22 protein-coding genes are annotated in these 15,438 nt (G+C 33.8%); 12 read left to right on the top strand and 10 right to left on the bottom strand.

The window, feature by feature from the left end; genetic code table 11:
* The 3 genes from NMAR_RS08590 to NMAR_RS08580 are packed head-to-tail and all read right to left on the bottom strand — an operon-like array spanning position 1 to position 2,741.
* Positions 1-534 (bottom strand): tRNA methyltransferase, encoded by a 534-nt coding sequence (locus NMAR_RS08590; protein WP_012215989.1) that lies wholly within the window; start codon positions 532-534, stop codon positions 1-3.
* Positions 524-1,639: a GTPase HflX gene (gene hflX / locus NMAR_RS08585; protein ID WP_012215988.1), complete on the bottom strand. Its 1,116-nt coding sequence runs from the start codon at positions 1,637-1,639 to the stop codon at positions 524-526. Before hflX ends, NMAR_RS08590 begins: the two co-directional genes overlap by 11 nt.
* Positions 1,640-1,694: 55 nt before the next feature.
* Positions 1,695-2,741 (bottom strand): phosphate uptake regulator PhoU, encoded by a 1,047-nt coding sequence (locus NMAR_RS08580; RefSeq protein WP_012215987.1) that lies wholly within the window; start codon positions 2,739-2,741, stop codon positions 1,695-1,697.
* A 90-nt stretch (positions 2,742-2,831) separates the two neighbouring features.
* Between NMAR_RS08580 and NMAR_RS08575 the strand changes: the two genes are divergently transcribed.
* The 10 genes from NMAR_RS08575 (at position 2,832) to NMAR_RS08530 (ending at position 8,872) form a co-directional block, all read left to right on the top strand.
* Complete coding sequence (locus NMAR_RS08575; RefSeq protein WP_012215986.1) at positions 2,832-3,305, top strand: PUA domain-containing protein; 474 nt, start codon at positions 2,832-2,834, stop codon at positions 3,303-3,305.
* Positions 3,302-3,643, top strand: coding sequence for a nascent polypeptide-associated complex protein (locus tag NMAR_RS08570; protein WP_012215985.1), 342 nt, complete (start codon positions 3,302-3,304; stop codon positions 3,641-3,643). The genes NMAR_RS08575 and NMAR_RS08570 overlap by 4 nt, the downstream gene beginning before the upstream one ends.
* A 68-nt stretch (positions 3,644-3,711) precedes the next feature.
* Positions 3,712-4,038: a hypothetical protein gene (locus tag NMAR_RS08565; RefSeq protein WP_148680233.1), complete on the top strand. Its 327-nt coding sequence runs from the start codon at positions 3,712-3,714 to the stop codon at positions 4,036-4,038.
* Positions 4,039-4,176: 138 nt separating this feature from the next.
* The gene (locus NMAR_RS08560; protein ID WP_187146583.1) at positions 4,177-4,722 is read left to right on the top strand and encodes a RuvC family protein; all 546 of its coding nucleotides are present in this window, start codon (positions 4,177-4,179) and stop codon (positions 4,720-4,722) included.
* Positions 4,723-5,032: 310 nt separating this feature from the next.
* On the top strand, positions 5,033-5,479 hold the full coding sequence (locus NMAR_RS08555; RefSeq protein WP_012215982.1) for a hypothetical protein: 447 nt from the start codon (positions 5,033-5,035) through the stop codon (positions 5,477-5,479).
* Positions 5,480-5,496: 17 nt separating this feature from the next.
* Positions 5,497-5,838, top strand: a complete 342-nt coding sequence (locus NMAR_RS08550; protein WP_012215981.1) for a hypothetical protein — start codon at positions 5,497-5,499, stop codon at positions 5,836-5,838.
* Positions 5,831-7,162 carry a UbiD family decarboxylase gene (locus tag NMAR_RS08545; RefSeq protein WP_012215980.1) on the top strand — a complete coding sequence of 444 codons (1,332 nt, stop codon included), beginning with the start codon at positions 5,831-5,833 and terminating at the stop codon, positions 7,160-7,162. Before NMAR_RS08550 ends, NMAR_RS08545 begins: the two co-directional genes overlap by 8 nt.
* A gap of 54 nt (positions 7,163-7,216) precedes the next feature.
* On the top strand, positions 7,217-7,702 hold the full coding sequence (locus tag NMAR_RS08540) for an acyl-CoA thioesterase (RefSeq protein ID WP_012215979.1): 486 nt from the start codon (positions 7,217-7,219) through the stop codon (positions 7,700-7,702).
* 51 nt (positions 7,703-7,753) lie between these two features.
* Positions 7,754-8,167, top strand: a complete 414-nt coding sequence (locus NMAR_RS08535; RefSeq protein WP_012215978.1) for a hypothetical protein — start codon at positions 7,754-7,756, stop codon at positions 8,165-8,167.
* 39 nt (positions 8,168-8,206) lie between these two features.
* Positions 8,207-8,872: a hypothetical protein gene (locus NMAR_RS08530; RefSeq protein WP_012215977.1), complete on the top strand. Its 666-nt coding sequence runs from the start codon at positions 8,207-8,209 to the stop codon at positions 8,870-8,872.
* A gap of 1 nt (position 8,873) precedes the next feature.
* On the opposite strand, the gene NMAR_RS08525 is transcribed toward NMAR_RS08530, so the two are convergent.
* Positions 8,874-9,557, bottom strand: coding sequence for a hypothetical protein (locus tag NMAR_RS08525; protein WP_012215976.1), 684 nt, complete (start codon positions 9,555-9,557; stop codon positions 8,874-8,876).
* A complete protein-coding gene (locus tag NMAR_RS08520; RefSeq protein WP_012215975.1) occupies positions 9,554-9,937 on the bottom strand; it encodes a hypothetical protein in 384 nt (127 codons plus the stop codon). Before NMAR_RS08520 ends, NMAR_RS08525 begins: the two co-directional genes overlap by 4 nt.
* Before the next feature lie 1,710 nt (positions 9,938-11,647).
* On the opposite strand from NMAR_RS08520, the gene NMAR_RS10070 reads away from it, so the two are divergent.
* Positions 11,648-11,794, top strand: a complete 147-nt coding sequence (locus NMAR_RS10070) for a DUF5679 domain-containing protein (protein WP_338037113.1) — start codon at positions 11,648-11,650, stop codon at positions 11,792-11,794.
* Between the two features lie 12 nt (positions 11,795-11,806).
* On the opposite strand, the gene NMAR_RS08510 is transcribed toward NMAR_RS10070, so the two are convergent.
* Both NMAR_RS08510 and NMAR_RS09860 read right to left on the bottom strand, forming a co-directional pair.
* On the bottom strand, positions 11,807-12,301 hold the full coding sequence (locus NMAR_RS08510; protein ID WP_012215973.1) for a hypothetical protein: 495 nt from the start codon (positions 12,299-12,301) through the stop codon (positions 11,807-11,809).
* Positions 12,302-12,361: 60 nt separating this feature from the next.
* Positions 12,362-12,520 (bottom strand): hypothetical protein, encoded by a 159-nt coding sequence (locus NMAR_RS09860; protein ID WP_187146537.1) that lies wholly within the window; start codon positions 12,518-12,520, stop codon positions 12,362-12,364.
* A 90-nt stretch (positions 12,521-12,610) separates the two neighbouring features.
* Here NMAR_RS09860 and NMAR_RS08505 point away from each other — a divergent pair, with 90 nt between their 5' ends.
* The gene (locus tag NMAR_RS08505) at positions 12,611-12,820 is read left to right on the top strand and encodes a hypothetical protein (RefSeq protein WP_012215972.1); all 210 of its coding nucleotides are present in this window, start codon (positions 12,611-12,613) and stop codon (positions 12,818-12,820) included.
* Here NMAR_RS08505 and cyoE read toward each other — a convergent pair.
* The 3 genes from cyoE to asd form a co-directional block, all read right to left on the bottom strand.
* A complete protein-coding gene (gene cyoE / locus NMAR_RS08500) occupies positions 12,815-13,744 on the bottom strand; it encodes a heme o synthase (protein ID WP_012215971.1) in 930 nt (309 codons plus the stop codon). The genes NMAR_RS08505 and cyoE overlap by 6 nt on opposite strands.
* Before the next feature lie 2 nt (positions 13,745-13,746).
* Complete coding sequence (locus NMAR_RS08495; protein WP_237087745.1) at positions 13,747-14,154, bottom strand: Lrp/AsnC family transcriptional regulator; 408 nt, start codon at positions 14,152-14,154, stop codon at positions 13,747-13,749.
* Between the two features lie 130 nt (positions 14,155-14,284).
* On the bottom strand, positions 14,285-15,361 hold the full coding sequence (gene asd, locus NMAR_RS08490) for an aspartate-semialdehyde dehydrogenase (protein ID WP_012215969.1): 1,077 nt from the start codon (positions 15,359-15,361) through the stop codon (positions 14,285-14,287).
* Positions 15,362-15,438 lie beyond the last annotated feature (77 nt).

Below are 15,438 nucleotides of genomic sequence, written 5' to 3'. Positions count from 1 at the left end.
TTAATCCCTTGTTTCTTTTACCTGTACATTTTTGCCTGTTTTTGTGGGTATGATCTTCCGTTTTGCATTTGGAAATTCTTTCTCAAATTGTTGCCCTCCTTGAATACGATCTAAAAGAATGGCAAGAGCACTTATCTCTGAATGTGGCTGGCTACCTACTCCCACATTGAAATCGGCCAACTCGTAAATTTCTCTAGGCACTTTTTCAGCACCTACAACTATTAACAAATTTTCTTCTTTTCTAATTTCTTCTTGAGCATCATTAATTTTTTCACCATACATTGAAAGGTGGACTATTTTGAAACCTTCTTCTTTTTTCTTTTTGACAATTGGTTTCCAACTGTCAATGAATTCAATTTCAAAATTGCCTCCCCATGTATCATTAATTTTTCCTAACGTGTCTTTGATTTCTGGATTGATTTCTGTCATGAAAATTCTTTCTGCACCAAATGCTCTTGAAACTAATGCTACGTGAGTTGTAACTCTATCATCTCTTACTAATCTCTGCCCAATTCGTACTACTTCAATTACCAAATGTCTCTTCAACTCCTATCTTTTTTCCAAATTTGTGAGAATTATGACTCTCCAAAATATCTCCAATCAATTCTTTGAGTTGTTTTACATTTTTTCCAGTTTTAGCAGAAACTGGAATCCATTTTTTATTGTCTACTAGATTTAGTGTCTCAATTTTTTCTTCAATTTCACTATGCTCTAACAAATCTGATTTGTTTAGAGCATATACCATTCTGTCTTTCTCAACTCCTAATTCACTTAGTGTTCTCATGCAACTTGAAAATTTCTTTTTTAACTCAAATATTGAATCACCAATGTCAATTACCACAATAATGATGTCTGTGTGACCCAGTTCTTCTAGAGTTGATTTGAATGCATCAATCATGTATGCTGGTAATTTACTGATAAAACCTACAGTATCTGATATCAAAAATGGCTCCTGATTAATTGAAACTCTGCGTGTAGTAGTTGAAAGTGTTGTAAACAACTCACTACTCTGGTCTCTTGTCTCGCCTGTCATCATGTTAAACAAGGTAGTCTTTCCTGCTGAGGTGTATCCTGCAAGTGAGATTGTTTTGAATCCCATTCTTTTTCTTCCCTGTCTGTGCAATTCTCTTTGTTTTCCAGCTTTTTCTAATTTTGATCTAACAGTATTCATCCTGTGTTTGATATCATTATAGTAAACATCAACTTCGAATTTTCCTATTCCCATGAATCCTGGTTGCTCACCCATACTTGAAAGTCGAACTTTTTCTTTTGCTCTGGCCATTTCATATCTTAGCTGAGCTAACTTTACTTGTAACTTTGATTCTGCACTTGATGCTCTACTTTCAAAAATCTCAAGAATCAATGCTTCTCTATCTAAAATTTCTCTATGCAACGCTGCTGCTAAGTTGTAGTTCTGACTTGGTTTTAGAACCTCATCAAATACTATGACGTCTGGCCTAATTTTTTCTGAAATCTCTTCTAGTCTTTCTAAAATTCCGCCACTGATGCCGTATTTTGGTCTCTTCAAAAATTTCTGTTTGATTGTATGGACTACTTGAAATCCTGCTGCATCACAAAGCCCTTTTGCCTCATTAATCACATCTTCCTTATCGTATGTGATTAGAATTGCTGATTTCATCTTGATTCCATGTTTTTACTATAATTCGAGTTAAAGATTCTAACTGTTCAATAATCTATGCCGTTTTTTTTATTGCCTTTTCTATGTTCATATTGAGGACAATTTCTGCAATATCGCTGGCATATTCAGAAATCCTTCTGATATTCTCTGTCATTCTTCTGACCCTGTAAATCTCCTCATCATCTTTCAGCGATTTTGAAGCCTCTCTAACCTTTTTCTCAAATTTTGCAATATCATTGGTTTTCTCAATGGTCCTTTCAGCCTGTGCATAGTCTTCCTTGAACAGAGCCAGACATGCTTCATCCAGTGATGCTAAGCAGAACTCATTCATGTCTTGTAATTTCTGCAAAATCTCCTTTTTCACTGGTTTTTTGAATTCCAAGAGATCTTTTGCAATAAATGCCGCGTGATCTCCTGTTCTCTCTATATTTTTTACAACTAGTCTGTATCCCAGACAATTTCTAGGATTTCTAAAGCCCATCTCTTTTAGCATGTGTTCGTTTTGGATTGCTATCTTTAACTGACGAATGATGTAGAATCCAAATCTATCTACTTCGTCATCTGTGTTGATTACCTCTTGAGCTAAATCCTCATTGTTTTCTTTCACTGCCAGTAATGCATCACTTGACATTGATTTTGCCAAGTGAATCATCCTCTTGAATGCTCCATCAACTGATAATTCTAGCAAATTTACTAGAACTTGTACTGTAATTCCACTAGTGGAGTCTGAAATTATTTCAGAACCCATCAACATTCGCTTTACTGCTTCTTTTACCGTGTTTCTTTGAATGGGGCTTAATCTCCCATCTTTCGGCTTTACATTAATTGTCTTAAATCCCAGAAAATAAAGTGAAATTAATTTTCTAACAATTGATGATGCTTTTTCTTCAGAATTGATTTCAATTATTGCCTCTTCTTTTTTCTGACTACGTGATTCAAATTTTGGAGGATAAAGCTCTAAGGTTGATGAGCCTTTTCTTACCATTCTAATCTGATCACCTTGTTTTAATCCCAAATCCATGATCCACTGTTTTGGTAGTGAAACTATATACGATGATTTACCTGTAAACTGTATTTTTCTTGTTTCTTCTCTTTCTTCCATGAACTACATAAAAAAATTGGGTCTATATAGTTTTATGCTCTTTTCCTATATCATCACTGAACTAATATTTAGAAGATGTGAGGTCAGAATATGGACCATGTCCTGAAATTACAAGCTTCCATTGACTCCCTATTTGGAAATGGTGTTTCTAAACATCTTCCAAAAGACATCGAAATGACATTCTCTAGAAAAACCGGTAGAATTCGAACTGTTATTCATAAAGGAAAACTATTGTGCACATTAAGAATTGATGGAGGTTTGGCAATTAGTCCATACTTTGCTCAAATGCTCTTGAAGAGTAAAACCTTCAAAGAAAATTGTGTTGAGATAAACAAAGATGCCGCACCATTTGTTCAAGAAGGCAGATCAGTATTTTGTAAACATGTTGTAAAATGCGGAAAAAATGTTAGAATTGCATCTGACACTCCAGTTCTGTTCAAAAACAAAGTGATTGCAGTAGGTAGGGCTGTTTTGTCATATGAGATGATTTCTGATTTTGATAGAGGTGTAGCCATTAAGGTTAGAGATAGTTTAAAAAGTCGTAAAGAGGAAAAAGAACCATGATGCGCGGAGGAAATCGCGAAATGCGAAGAATGATGGACAAGATGGGCTTGGACATGAATGAACTGCCAAACGTTCAAGAAGTCACGATCAAGACCGACAAGAAAGAGATCATTATTTCAAAACCCTCTGTTACAGAAATGAAAGCCAAAGATAATTCCATTTTCACTGTTACTGCAGATAGTTATGAGGAAAGGGAATTGGAAGTTCCTATTTTCTCCGAAGAGGATATTCAACTTGTTAGCCAACAAGCAGGTGTTGATGAAGAAAAGGCCAAAGCCGCATTAGAGGAAGCAAAAGGCGATCTTGCCAGAGCCATTCTACTGTTAACTACTGGATAATCCCACATTTTATGCCTAAAAATGAATGATTTAAGTAATGGAATCATTGAAATCCGAATGTAATGAGTATGGCTGAATCTAAAGTCACTGGAATCATCAAATCTCTAAATGTCTTAGAAGACGATATTGATTCCTTAAACAGCAAAGTTGGCGACATGAAAAAACAACTCTCAGTAAAGGCCCAAAATGAGATAGATGCCCTTATGGAAAAAACCAGAGAAATGGCCACAAAAGAAGCCGAAGTTATGATCAATGCTTCTAAAGAAAAGGCAACTGCTGAATCTGCAAAAATTGCCCAAGAAGGCGAGGCTAAATTATCTGAAATTCAAGCAAAAATTGATGCCAATTTTGATGAAGCAGTAACGCATGTCGTGTCAACTGTTTTGAAGGCATAACCCTAAATCCTATATTTCGTTTTGTCAAATATCGATCCCTTACTTAATTCTCGTATTGGAGTTGCTACTTCCTATGGTAAACCATACTATAGATTCTCGACATATCTAAAAGCTCTCAAATTATCATTTGATTCTATTTTGCCTGAAGACATCCAAAATTATTCTGGTCATCTTATTCTTACCACTCGCAAAGAATCTCCAAAAATCTGTGAAACCCCAATACTTCATGAGGATATCTTTGAACATCCTCCAACTGTACTCCGAGGAATAATGATGCAAAAACTTAATCTTGATTTTGAAGAAAATGATCTGATTTTAGGAATTGATCCTGGGGAGAGAACTGGCTTGTCTGTATTTTACTATGGAAAAGAAATTGAGAGCTCATTTCATTCCTCTGTTGAAGAATTAGTTGCTCATATCATTAGAGTTCTTGGAGGTCTTAGAGCAAAAAGAAAGATTGTAAAAATTGGAAATGGCAATATGGGAATTGCAAAACAAATTGTAACTATGTTAAATCTCAAATTTTGTTCATCTTTTGAATTGGAATTTGTTGATGAAAGAAAGACCAGTATGAAAATCAAGAATTTCAATCAGAGAGGAAAACGAGATATGTTGTCTGCAAAATACATATCTCAAAGAGACGGATATAGACATTCTATATTGCCTCTCTCTATAACCGGTTAATTTTTCATATTTTGAGAACAAACTTTCTATTTATTCAGATCATACTGTATGATTTTCTTCTATTTTCTATATTTTTTTTAGAAAAAACTGAAATTTTTTGTCAAACAACTATATTGACACGTATCATTTTTTCAAAAAAAACGAATTTCAAACAAGCTATACATATTTATTGAAGATTTCTTGTTTTTCGTTGAAACAAATTATTGTGATCGTAAAATTATTTAAAATTTTTACAACTTTTTATGAAGTTTTATCAATTTTTCATCGATCCATCCTTATATACTTATGAATTCTATAAAATACTACCAAGATGACTTGTAAAGGAATTTGTGTAAGATACAAGGCTCAAAAGCCTGTTGGAACCGGAAGATATGCTTCTGGACAACGTCGATGTCAAATTTGTGAAATATTCATCAAATGGGAAGGACTATGGTGTCCATGTTGTGGCTATAGATTAAGAACTAAACCACGTAATTTGAAATACAAAGCCAAATTACGTGCAAGAGTTGAGGCTGATGCTGTTGAAGCAAAATCTGTTGAAGTTCAACCAGAAACCGAAGAGATTGCAGTAAAAGCAAAAACTACAAAATCTAAAACAAAAAAATCAAAAGCTACAAAGACAAAGGAAAAAACACTATGTGAGTATTGTCAGAAATCTTTTGTTTATCTAGACAAACATCAAAAGAACTGCAAAAAAAATCCAAACAACATAGCTGATGCCTCCCAAGAAAGTGAATCAATAGCAATAAAAGCATAAGACTTGTTCATAGCTTATTGAACTCTCCAAATGGATTTTTCCAAAAATTGGTAAATTTGGAGGGCCGTAACTTTTCTTTATCTATTCAAAAATTTGATAATGGTTATTTTATTTCTGTAGCTGAAGGATCCAACAAAATCGGTTCCATGGTGGCTTCAATAGCAACTGGACCTACTCCGATCACCACCACAATTATTCCATCTAGAACTGAATCTCTCTTTCTCAAACTTGTATCTGAACGAATTAGTACTAGGATGAGAGGCATTGCATTAGTTTCTGCATTTATTCAAAAAGAATTAGAACCTAACACTGCAAAAGACTTAATGTCTGAGATTATGGAGATGATTGAGAATGAGTGATTTAAGAAATTATATTTCAAAAATAAAGAAAAACAAAGAACTCAAAACTGTAAAAACTAAAGTTTCAACAAAATATGAGATTGCAGGAATTACTGCAAAAGTTGACGGTTCACATGCTGTACTATTTGAAAATATCAAGGAAAGTGATTTTCATCTAGTTGCAAATTTGGTTGGTACTCGAAAAAGATTTGCTCTAGCTGTTGGAGGTACTGAATATAATATACATGAAAAAGTCATCTCTGCTATCAAAAAGGCAAAAGCCCCAAAAATTATCTCCTCTGGCAAATTTCAAGAAAATAGCTCAAAAAACCTCCTTTCCATGCCTATTGTTACTCATTTTGAAAAAGAATCTGGCCCATTTATCACCTCATCAATTGCATATGCCAAAAACCCTGAAACTGGAAAACAAAATTCATCTTTTCATCGAATGATGCCAATTGATAAAACTCATTTTTCAATACGAATGGTTGAAGGACGTCATTTACATCGATGTTTTATTGATGCTAAGGAACATGGCGAGGATCTCAAGATTGCAATAACTGTTGGTGTTCATCCTGCAATTTCTATTGCCGGAGCATATCAAGCAGAGTGGGGAAAAGACGAGATTGATATTGCAAATTCTCTGTTGGGTGGAAAACTGACTTTAACAAAACTCCCATTTACTGGACTAAATATTCCATCAGGTTCAGAAATCGTTATGGAAGGAAGAGTTCTTCAGGACAAAACACATCCTGAATGGATGGTCGAAATGCTTCAAACATATGACCATGAAAGATCTCAACCAGTTTTTGAACTTGAAAATATGTATTTTAGAAATAATCCAATATTTCATGATGTTTTGTCTGGTTATTCAGAACATAGATTATTGATGGGTATGCCAATTGAATCAAAATTAAATGGTGATTTGAAAAAAGCATTCAAGCAAACACAACAAGTATCCATGACAAATGGTGGATGTAATTGGCTACATGCAGTTGTACAAATAAAAAAGAAACACGATTCCGATGCAAAAAAAATTATCAAAAAAACATTCGAATCTCATCGTTCGCTAAAACAAGTAACAGTAGTTGATGAGGATATTGATCCTAACAGTGCTGAGGCAGTAGAATATGCTATGGCCACAAGATTCCAGGCAGACAAAGATCTTATAATTCTAAAAAACGTGCGTGGCTCTAGCCTTGATCCATCAAGTAATCAAAAGAAGTTACAGACTGCAAAAATGGGTATTGATGCAACTAGATCACTTTCAAAACGTCCTGAAGGATTTGAATTGGCAAAAATCCCAAAAATCGATAAAATTAAACTCGAAAAATATTTCAAATAATCAAAATCAACTGATTAAATTAAATTTGGATAAATTAGAAACATTTTAGATAAAATGTCATCTGAATCAAATATTCGAGAAAAGAGTCCTGCTGAATCTCATGCTGAAGTTATTGTCAGAATGTTTCCCTCTGATGCAAATCCAGCTGGAAATGTGTTTGGTGGTGAAATTTTAAAACACATTGATATGGTTGCAGGAATTGTTGCCCAAAGACATTCTCAATCAAATGCTGTTACTGTATGTATGGATAGTGTAAATTTTCTAAAACCCGTATTTGTTGGAAATGTACTTTCATTAAATGCTCGCATAAACTATGTCCACAATTCTTCTATGGAAATAGAAGTTAAAGCAGAAGCTGAAGATATTGTTACGGGAATTAGAACTACTACTGGAACTGCTTTTGTAACATTTGTTGCATTAGATAAAAATGGCAAACCTTTGCATGTCCCAAAACTCTCTTTAAAAACAGATGAAGACCGAGCCAAATTTGAAGAAGGCAAAATCCGAATGGAAAAGCGATTGCAAAATCGACAAAAGTAATTTGTGATTTTTAGAGAACCATTTAAGAACAACGAACTCTATCTTTAGTTAATGTCTGACCAAGAAAAAAATAATGAATGGGATTCATTGTGGCAAGAATATACCAAATCACTTGAAAATTGGAAATCTCTCTTTGAGCAGATTCAAACTGCTAGCACTGAGATGCAATCTAGATTTAATGAGGTTTGGGAAAAAGCAAGCATTGAATCAAGTAATGAAACCATGAAATTATTTGGAGAAAACTGGCAAAAAGCAATGACTGATGCTGGAATGAATTCTTTTAAAGAATTTAGTGAGAACTGGCAAAAAGCTCTCAATGATAGTAACATGTCTACTTTCAAACAATTTGTTGAAAATTGGCAAAAGAGTCTTAGTTCATCTGGATTAGAACAGATGAATGCATATGGTGAAATGATGAAAAAATTCACCGAAACATGGGGCTCAATGTGGCCAAAATCCAAATAATTTTGAAAGAATAAAAACATCTTTTATTCTAAATTTTTTATGTCTGTATCTCAGAATGAGTGCTTTGTTGAATTATTTAGTTTTGATGATTTAGCAAGATATGCTTGTGCCTTTAGAGAATATCCTCAACGAGTTTATTCCCAGGAATTTAACGGAGAACGCGTTGTTTCATGCAGTATGATGTTAGCTAACACATTACTGATTTTTTACACCCCTTTGAAAAAATCTGGACGATACATTTCATATCAAGTAACTGGAGGAAAAGAAATCTGTGATATTGTAGAGTCTACAAAAGATATTTCTCATTATGCACCTGTGGTTCATATGGAATCACAAATTTCTCCTTTACCTGAAAATGAAAAAGACATTCCAGATCAATTTCATCCAATACCTGTAAAAGATCTAGGTAGCTTGGCCAGATTAACATATGATCCTGAATTCCCTGATGAACAAAATTTAACATTATTTGCTTTGCCTAGAAAAAAATCTTGGATACTTGGTTACATAACTTCTCTCGAAATGGATGATGTTTATTACAACTTCAATTACGTTGAATTAGATTCTGAACCAACAAAAAATTTCTTAAAATATCAGGGTAACCATGGGAAAAATCCAGAATTCTCTGATACTATTGATCATGGCTTCTCATATTTTCCAATAATTAAAATAAAAAATGAACATCCTGTGTTTGGATTTTCAGACTAAATTAACTCCATGATGTTAATTCTTTAATTTTTTTCCTAGATTCTTCAACTAATCTAATTAAAACAGGAATGTAAATTTCTGCAGCGTATGCAACTTCAACTTCAGAAATATCTCCAATATCAATAAACGCTGATGTAGTTACCTGATTTTCATTTACATTAGGCTCATTATTTTTTGTTCTTTTATGATTGATTACTTCTAAAAATACTGGTAACTGTCTATTGATCTCAATTTGCAGCTCTTCTTTTGAACGTAGTTTTTCATTGCTTAACCCAACTATGATTTGTTGATTAATATCCTTCTCGTATCTGTCTTGAGCTCTTATCATAATTTTTATTTCAGGTAACGCATCTTCTTTATTTTTTAATTCACATATTTTCTTAATTACTTTTGGAAATTTACTCTTGTGTTCTTGATTAATTTTGTTTGAATACCATTCTAAAAATTTAATTGCTTTCTCATCATTCTTTTCTTTTGCTTTCTTGAGAAATTTCTCATACGATATTTTCTCTGTTATGAATAATCCAAAATCTCTGTTTGCTTCATCAAAAATACCTCCCATTACCATATTTACAGAGTCTATGAATTTGGAAAAGAAATGATTTACATAGAAAGGATCGGGGTCGTATTGTTTTATCTGTTTTAGATAAATTTTACAATCATCAATAATTTTTTCAATATTCATTGACCATTGCCAGATTCAGAGTTTGTAAATTTTGATTGTGATTTCAAACTAATTGCTAATTCCTTGAAAATTTCATTCACACTCACATCTACTAGATTTATTGTAGCATTTTCCTTGACAATTTGCTTTTCAAATTTTTCTTTTATTGCAAATGATACTGATGACCAGTGTAAAATTCCTTTCAATTGTTCTTCAACAGTAGCATTAGTTGTTGGGAAATTTGCTGGTGAGAAAACAATGCCATTTGTCCATTGCATCGTAGGAATTGCTCCTCCAGAAGATCTAGTACTGAATGCTATTTGCTTTACCCAATCATCAAATTTGTACTCAATTACTTCGTGAATTACTAGTTTTTTCCATGGTTCTACAGAAATTTCCATTTGAACAATGTTTTCTAAAAACCAATTATAATCTTATTTTTTTAAGCATAATACTTAGATCCTCGAATTTAGACTCGCTTATTTACTAGAAACTAATCACTATTTTTTATAATGGATAAATGGGCTGACTATCTAATTTCTGAAGTCAGTTATGATGCCAACCATTTGATTTCTGTTGCTATTAGACATCAGGATACCGACAAGGGGATTACTAAAGGAACTCCTGTTGACCGACTAACTATTTCGTCTGACATCAAGAACGGAATTTCTTATATCACAATTTACAGTGGAAAAAACTCCTGGAAACAGGGACATCGAATCCGAACTTTTTCAATTGATGGTGAACCATTTTTACGAATTGACGGAAATAAAGTAGAATTAGATTCTCTGGGTGATTTACCTGTAGTAACAAGCATTGATCTAGATGAACTTGATTTAGCTCCAGAACCAGTTGCAGACGAACCAATTCCAGAACCAGCTCCTCCAAGTCCTAGAGGTTCATTACCAAAAGAATCTGCAGAAGAACTTCCACAGGAACTTGATTTAGCTCCAGAACCAGTTGCAGACGAACCAATTCCAGAACCAGCTCCTCCAAGTCCTAGAGGTTCATTACCAAAAGAATCTGCAGAAGAACTTCCACAGGAACTTGATTTAGCTCCAGAACCAGTTGCAGACGAACCAATTCCAGAACCCGAAGAAGAGGAAGCTACTCCTGAACAATTAGCAAGATTAGAACAATTAGAGAAACAAATCCAGGAGTTAGAATCTAAACCAGAACCAGCTCCTCCAAGTCCTAGAGGCTCATTACCAAAAGAATCTGCAGAAGAACTTCCACAGGAACTTGATTTAGCTCCAGAACCAGTTGCAGACGAACCAATTCCAGAACCCGAAGAAGAGGAAGCTACTCCTGAACAATTAGCAAGATTAGAACAATTAGAGAAACAAATCCAGGAGTTAGAATCTAAACCAGAACCCGAAGAAGAGGAAGCTACTCCTGAACAATTAGCAAGATTAGAACAATTAGAGAAACAAATCCAGGAGTTAGAATCTAAACCAGAACCCGAAGAAGAGGAAGCTACTCCTGAACAATTAGCAAGATTAGAACAATTAGAGAAACAAATCCAGGAGTTAGAATCTAAACCAGAACCAGCTCCTCCAAGTCCTAGAGGTTCATTACCAAAAGAATCTGCAGAAGAACTTCCACAGGAACTTGATTTAGCTCCAGAACTAGAAGATGAAGAAGCTACTCCTGAACAATTTGAACAATTTGAACAATTAGAGAAACAAATCCAGGAGTTAGAATCTAAACCAGAACTAGAAGAGGAAGCTACTCCTGAACAATTTGAACAATTAGATGAACTTCAAAAACAAATTGATGAATTAGAAACTAAATTATCTGAAAAACCTGTTCCAGAAATAAAATCTGAGCCTGAAGTTGAGCCTATAGTTGAGGAATATTCTGAATTTAATGATTTAGAAGATCAAATTGATGAATTAGAAAATGAATTAACTTCAAAACTGCATCCTTCTGATGAAGCGACAGAAGAACAAATTTCAAGAGTAAGAGAACTAGAAAAAGAAATTGAAAAATTAGAATCTGCTGATATTGAACATGAAATTATTCAAACATTACAAAAACAAAATAAAAAATTAGATGAGATTGAGAAAAAACTTGAACAGTCTTCAAAAATTTCTTCAGAAACTTCTTCCATAGAAGCTTACTGTGTTAAATGTAAAACAAAAAGAAAAATCAAAAATCCTGAAGAAACAATTATGAAAAATGGTCGTCCTGCAGTAAAGGGCACATGTTCAACATGTAATTGTAAAGTCTTTCGTATAGGAAAAATGAAAAAATAGTTATTTTAAAAACTACATTTGACCTGATTGCCAGGCTTGATTGAATCTCTTTATAGCTTCTTGATATGCCATGATTGAATCATCTCCTGATGTTTTGAGGAATTTCTCCCATTGTTCATTGAATTTTTTAATTGATTCAATGTTGGTTTCTTTAAAAATATTTTCAATCATCTTTGTTTGTTGTTTGATGTATTCAGGACCAATTTCTTCCCAAGTACTTTCCCAACTAGAGCTGACTTTTTTTAATAATTCTGCGTCTGATTCTACAGCTTTTTGACATGCATCGTGATATGTCATTAAAGTTTCATTTGTAGCCTTTTGCCACTGTGCCAAAGATTCCTTCCATCCATTTAATGCAGAATTGTATTCTTTCCAAGCTTTCTCAAATTCTGGTTTTTTTGTAGATGATTTTGTGCTTGATTTTGGCTTTGTTGCCTTAGATTTTGGCTTTGAAGTTGCTTTTTTGACTGGTTTCTTCTTTACCGTGGTTTTTTTCTTAGCAGCCATATGGTAGTTTGAAAATAGTAGATGTTAAATCTTTCAATAATTCTGAAATTTGAAAATATCTCATTTGACTTTGGATGCTCTTGTGAAATTGATTGCGTGTTTCTTGTCTTTGTTTTGGAATAACTCAAAATGTTCTTTGCAAAGATTCCTTGTCTCTCTAAAACTAATCTGGATCGTTTGAATTGCTTTTGATTTGCATTCTGAAATGCTACATTGCATATGTGAAATATTGATAATTTCCTAATAAAACTTTGAAATTATACTATTACCTGCTACAGATTTTTATCACTCCTTCTCTTTTTTCTAATTATGAATGATGATGAAAAAGGAAAACGATTTCTGGAATTAATCGATGAGCAAAATAATGTTCAATGGAGTATTGTTGCAAAATTGTCATCTTTGATTTCATCAAATTGGGATTCTATTGACGTACAAAAAGAATTAGAAGAATTAGTTGAAAAACACACTTCAATTACAAAAGAACTTAACAGCTTAGATGAAAATAGTAGTATCTTATAGTGCAGAATCTACCATTAATGCAATAAATAATACTGCCAAATATGGACTAGAAAATTTAAACAAAGTCCACGATGCTTTTTCCATGGGTTTTACTATTACCCAAATTGATAGTGCTACCATCAAAATACCTGATGCAATTGCAGTCCACAAGTACACTCCTCCTACCATCTCTTCTCCTGATTGTGTTGTTATGAAAAATGGTGCTATTGAAAATAATACCATTACCACAGTTGATCCTGCGATTGCTCTTGCAGATGTTTTTTCTGATTGAACTGCAGTTAGCATTGGAACATTTACCTTGTTGTAATCATCTTTGAAATGCAAAGTTAATGCCCAAATGTGCATTGGAATCCAAATGAACACCAATCCTGCCATTGCAAGTCCCATTGTCCATAAATCTGACATTGTAACTGCAACCCATCCAATCATTGGTGGTGAACCTCCGCATAATCCTCCTAAAATTATGTTAGTTCTTGAATTTCGTTTTAGTGCATACGAGTATACCAAAATGTTGTTCAGTAATCCAAATGCTATGAATGCAGTGGCCCATAGACCTTGTTCTAAAGTAGTTGTAAATGAAATTCCAAATGCTAATACTAATGAAATTCCGGCTAATGCTAATCCAAAATTACGTGCTTTTACTGCTGGGTAGATTCTTTTTGATGGGAGTGGTCTGCCTTTTGTTCTCTCCATTATTGCGTCGATATCTCTATCGTGATAATTTGTCAAAGTATTGGCTGCAGCAGAACCTGCGGCAACTGAAAATAACATGAGTGCCCATGTGGAAGGTGCAATCTCAATTCCGTAAATATTAGATGCTGTTAAAGCGGCCCCAAATGCGGTAAATACCAACAAATACCAAATTTTGGGCTTTGTTAATTCATAATATACTGCAACTCTGGATTCTGTCTTTTGTTTTTGCAATACTAGTCACTATCCTTTGATGGCATATATGGCATTGCTTTGGCACGTGATTTCATCTCAATAAATGATTCTGAAGACTGAATGCCTTCAATTCGTCCAATTCTCTCTGAGACCATTTTGTGCATCTGATCTAATGATTTTGAATACATTGTAACAAGGATATCAAATCTACCAGTAACTTCTGCAACTTCTCTTACTCCATCAATTTTGAATAATTCTGAAATTATGTGATCGCGTTTTTTTGTATCCATGTTAATTCCAGTTAATGCTTTAACATTGTATCCTAATTCAGCATCATTTACAACAATTGTAAATCGTTCAATTAGTTTTCTTTTTACTAATCTCTTAATTCTTGAATATACTACTGAAGAATTCACATTGATTTTTTTTGATAAACGTGGAACTGAAATTGATGCATCATTTGATAATTCTGATAAAATCTGAAGATCCAGGTCATCTACTTTTGCCGTCTAAAACACCTGAGTCGTTCTAGATTTCTGGTTCTTATAAAGTTATTATTGAAAAAATTGCAAAAAAAATCTAGATCTTACCTTTTTTGTATAACATTTCAGCTAAGAGTACTGCGCCTTTTGCTGAACCCATTTTCTTGTTATGTGAGAATAACATGTATTTGAGACCTTTATCAAACAATTCTTCTTTTTCAACTCTGCCAATTGTTGTAGTCATTCCGTTACCAACTTCTCTTTCCATTCTTGGTTGAGGTCTTGTTGGGTCTTCATGGAATGCATAGTATTCTTTAGGAGCTGATGGTAATCCTTGAACTGAGATATTTTTATTGTAACCATTGTAGAGTTCTTTTGCTTTAGCTGGATCAATGTCTTCTGAAGTTTCAACAAAAACTGATTCAGTATGTCCATCAATTACTGGAACTCTAGTACAAGTACAACTAACTCTAATATCTGCATCCTCTATTTTACCATCTACTAGTTTTCCCAAAATTTTTCTTGTCTCTAGTCTAACTTTACCTTCTTCTTTTGGAATGTAAGGTAAGATGTTATCTGTAATTCCCATGGCAGATACTCCTGACTTTCCACCTCCTGAAATTGCTTGCATTGAAGTCATCATGACTTTTTTTGCACCATATTTTTCAAGTAGTGGTTTTAATGTAATTGCTAAACCTGTAGTTGTACAGTTAGGTAATGGTGTTACAAATCCTTTCCAGTTGCGATTTTTCTTTTGAGTTTCTATTAGTTCAACTTGCTCATCATTTACACCTGGAATGAGAATTGGAACATCTTCTTCGTATCTATATGCAGAACTAGTTGAAACTACTGGTAGTTCGGCTGCCATTTTAGTTTCAATGTCTCTTGCAGCTTGAGATTCAACTGCTGAAAATATCAAGTCTAATTGTGATGTATCAAGTTCGTCAATGCTTTTTACAGTCATTTCTTTGATGTAATCTGGGATCTCGCCTCCTACATCCCACATGATGATCCCGCCTTCATTTCTGATGGCATCAAGATAATTCTTACCTGCAGAGCGTTCTGAAGCTGCGATTTGAGTTACTTCAAACCATGGGTGATTATTCAAAGATTGTACGAATTCCTGTCCTACGGAACCTGTAACTCCTATAATTGCAACTCTTTTCTTCTCCATGAATTAATCATTGATCGGTTTCAATTAATAATCGTTATTCAAATTACCAAAAGATACTATATCGCCTGCTCCTATTT

It is taken from the genome of Nitrosopumilus maritimus SCM1 (assembly GCF_000018465.1).
Lineage (GTDB): Archaea > Thermoproteota > Nitrososphaeria > Nitrososphaerales > Nitrosopumilaceae > Nitrosopumilus > Nitrosopumilus maritimus.
The sequence above is the reverse complement of the archived record's forward strand: the minus strand, read 5'-3'. Positions and strand labels throughout refer to the sequence as shown.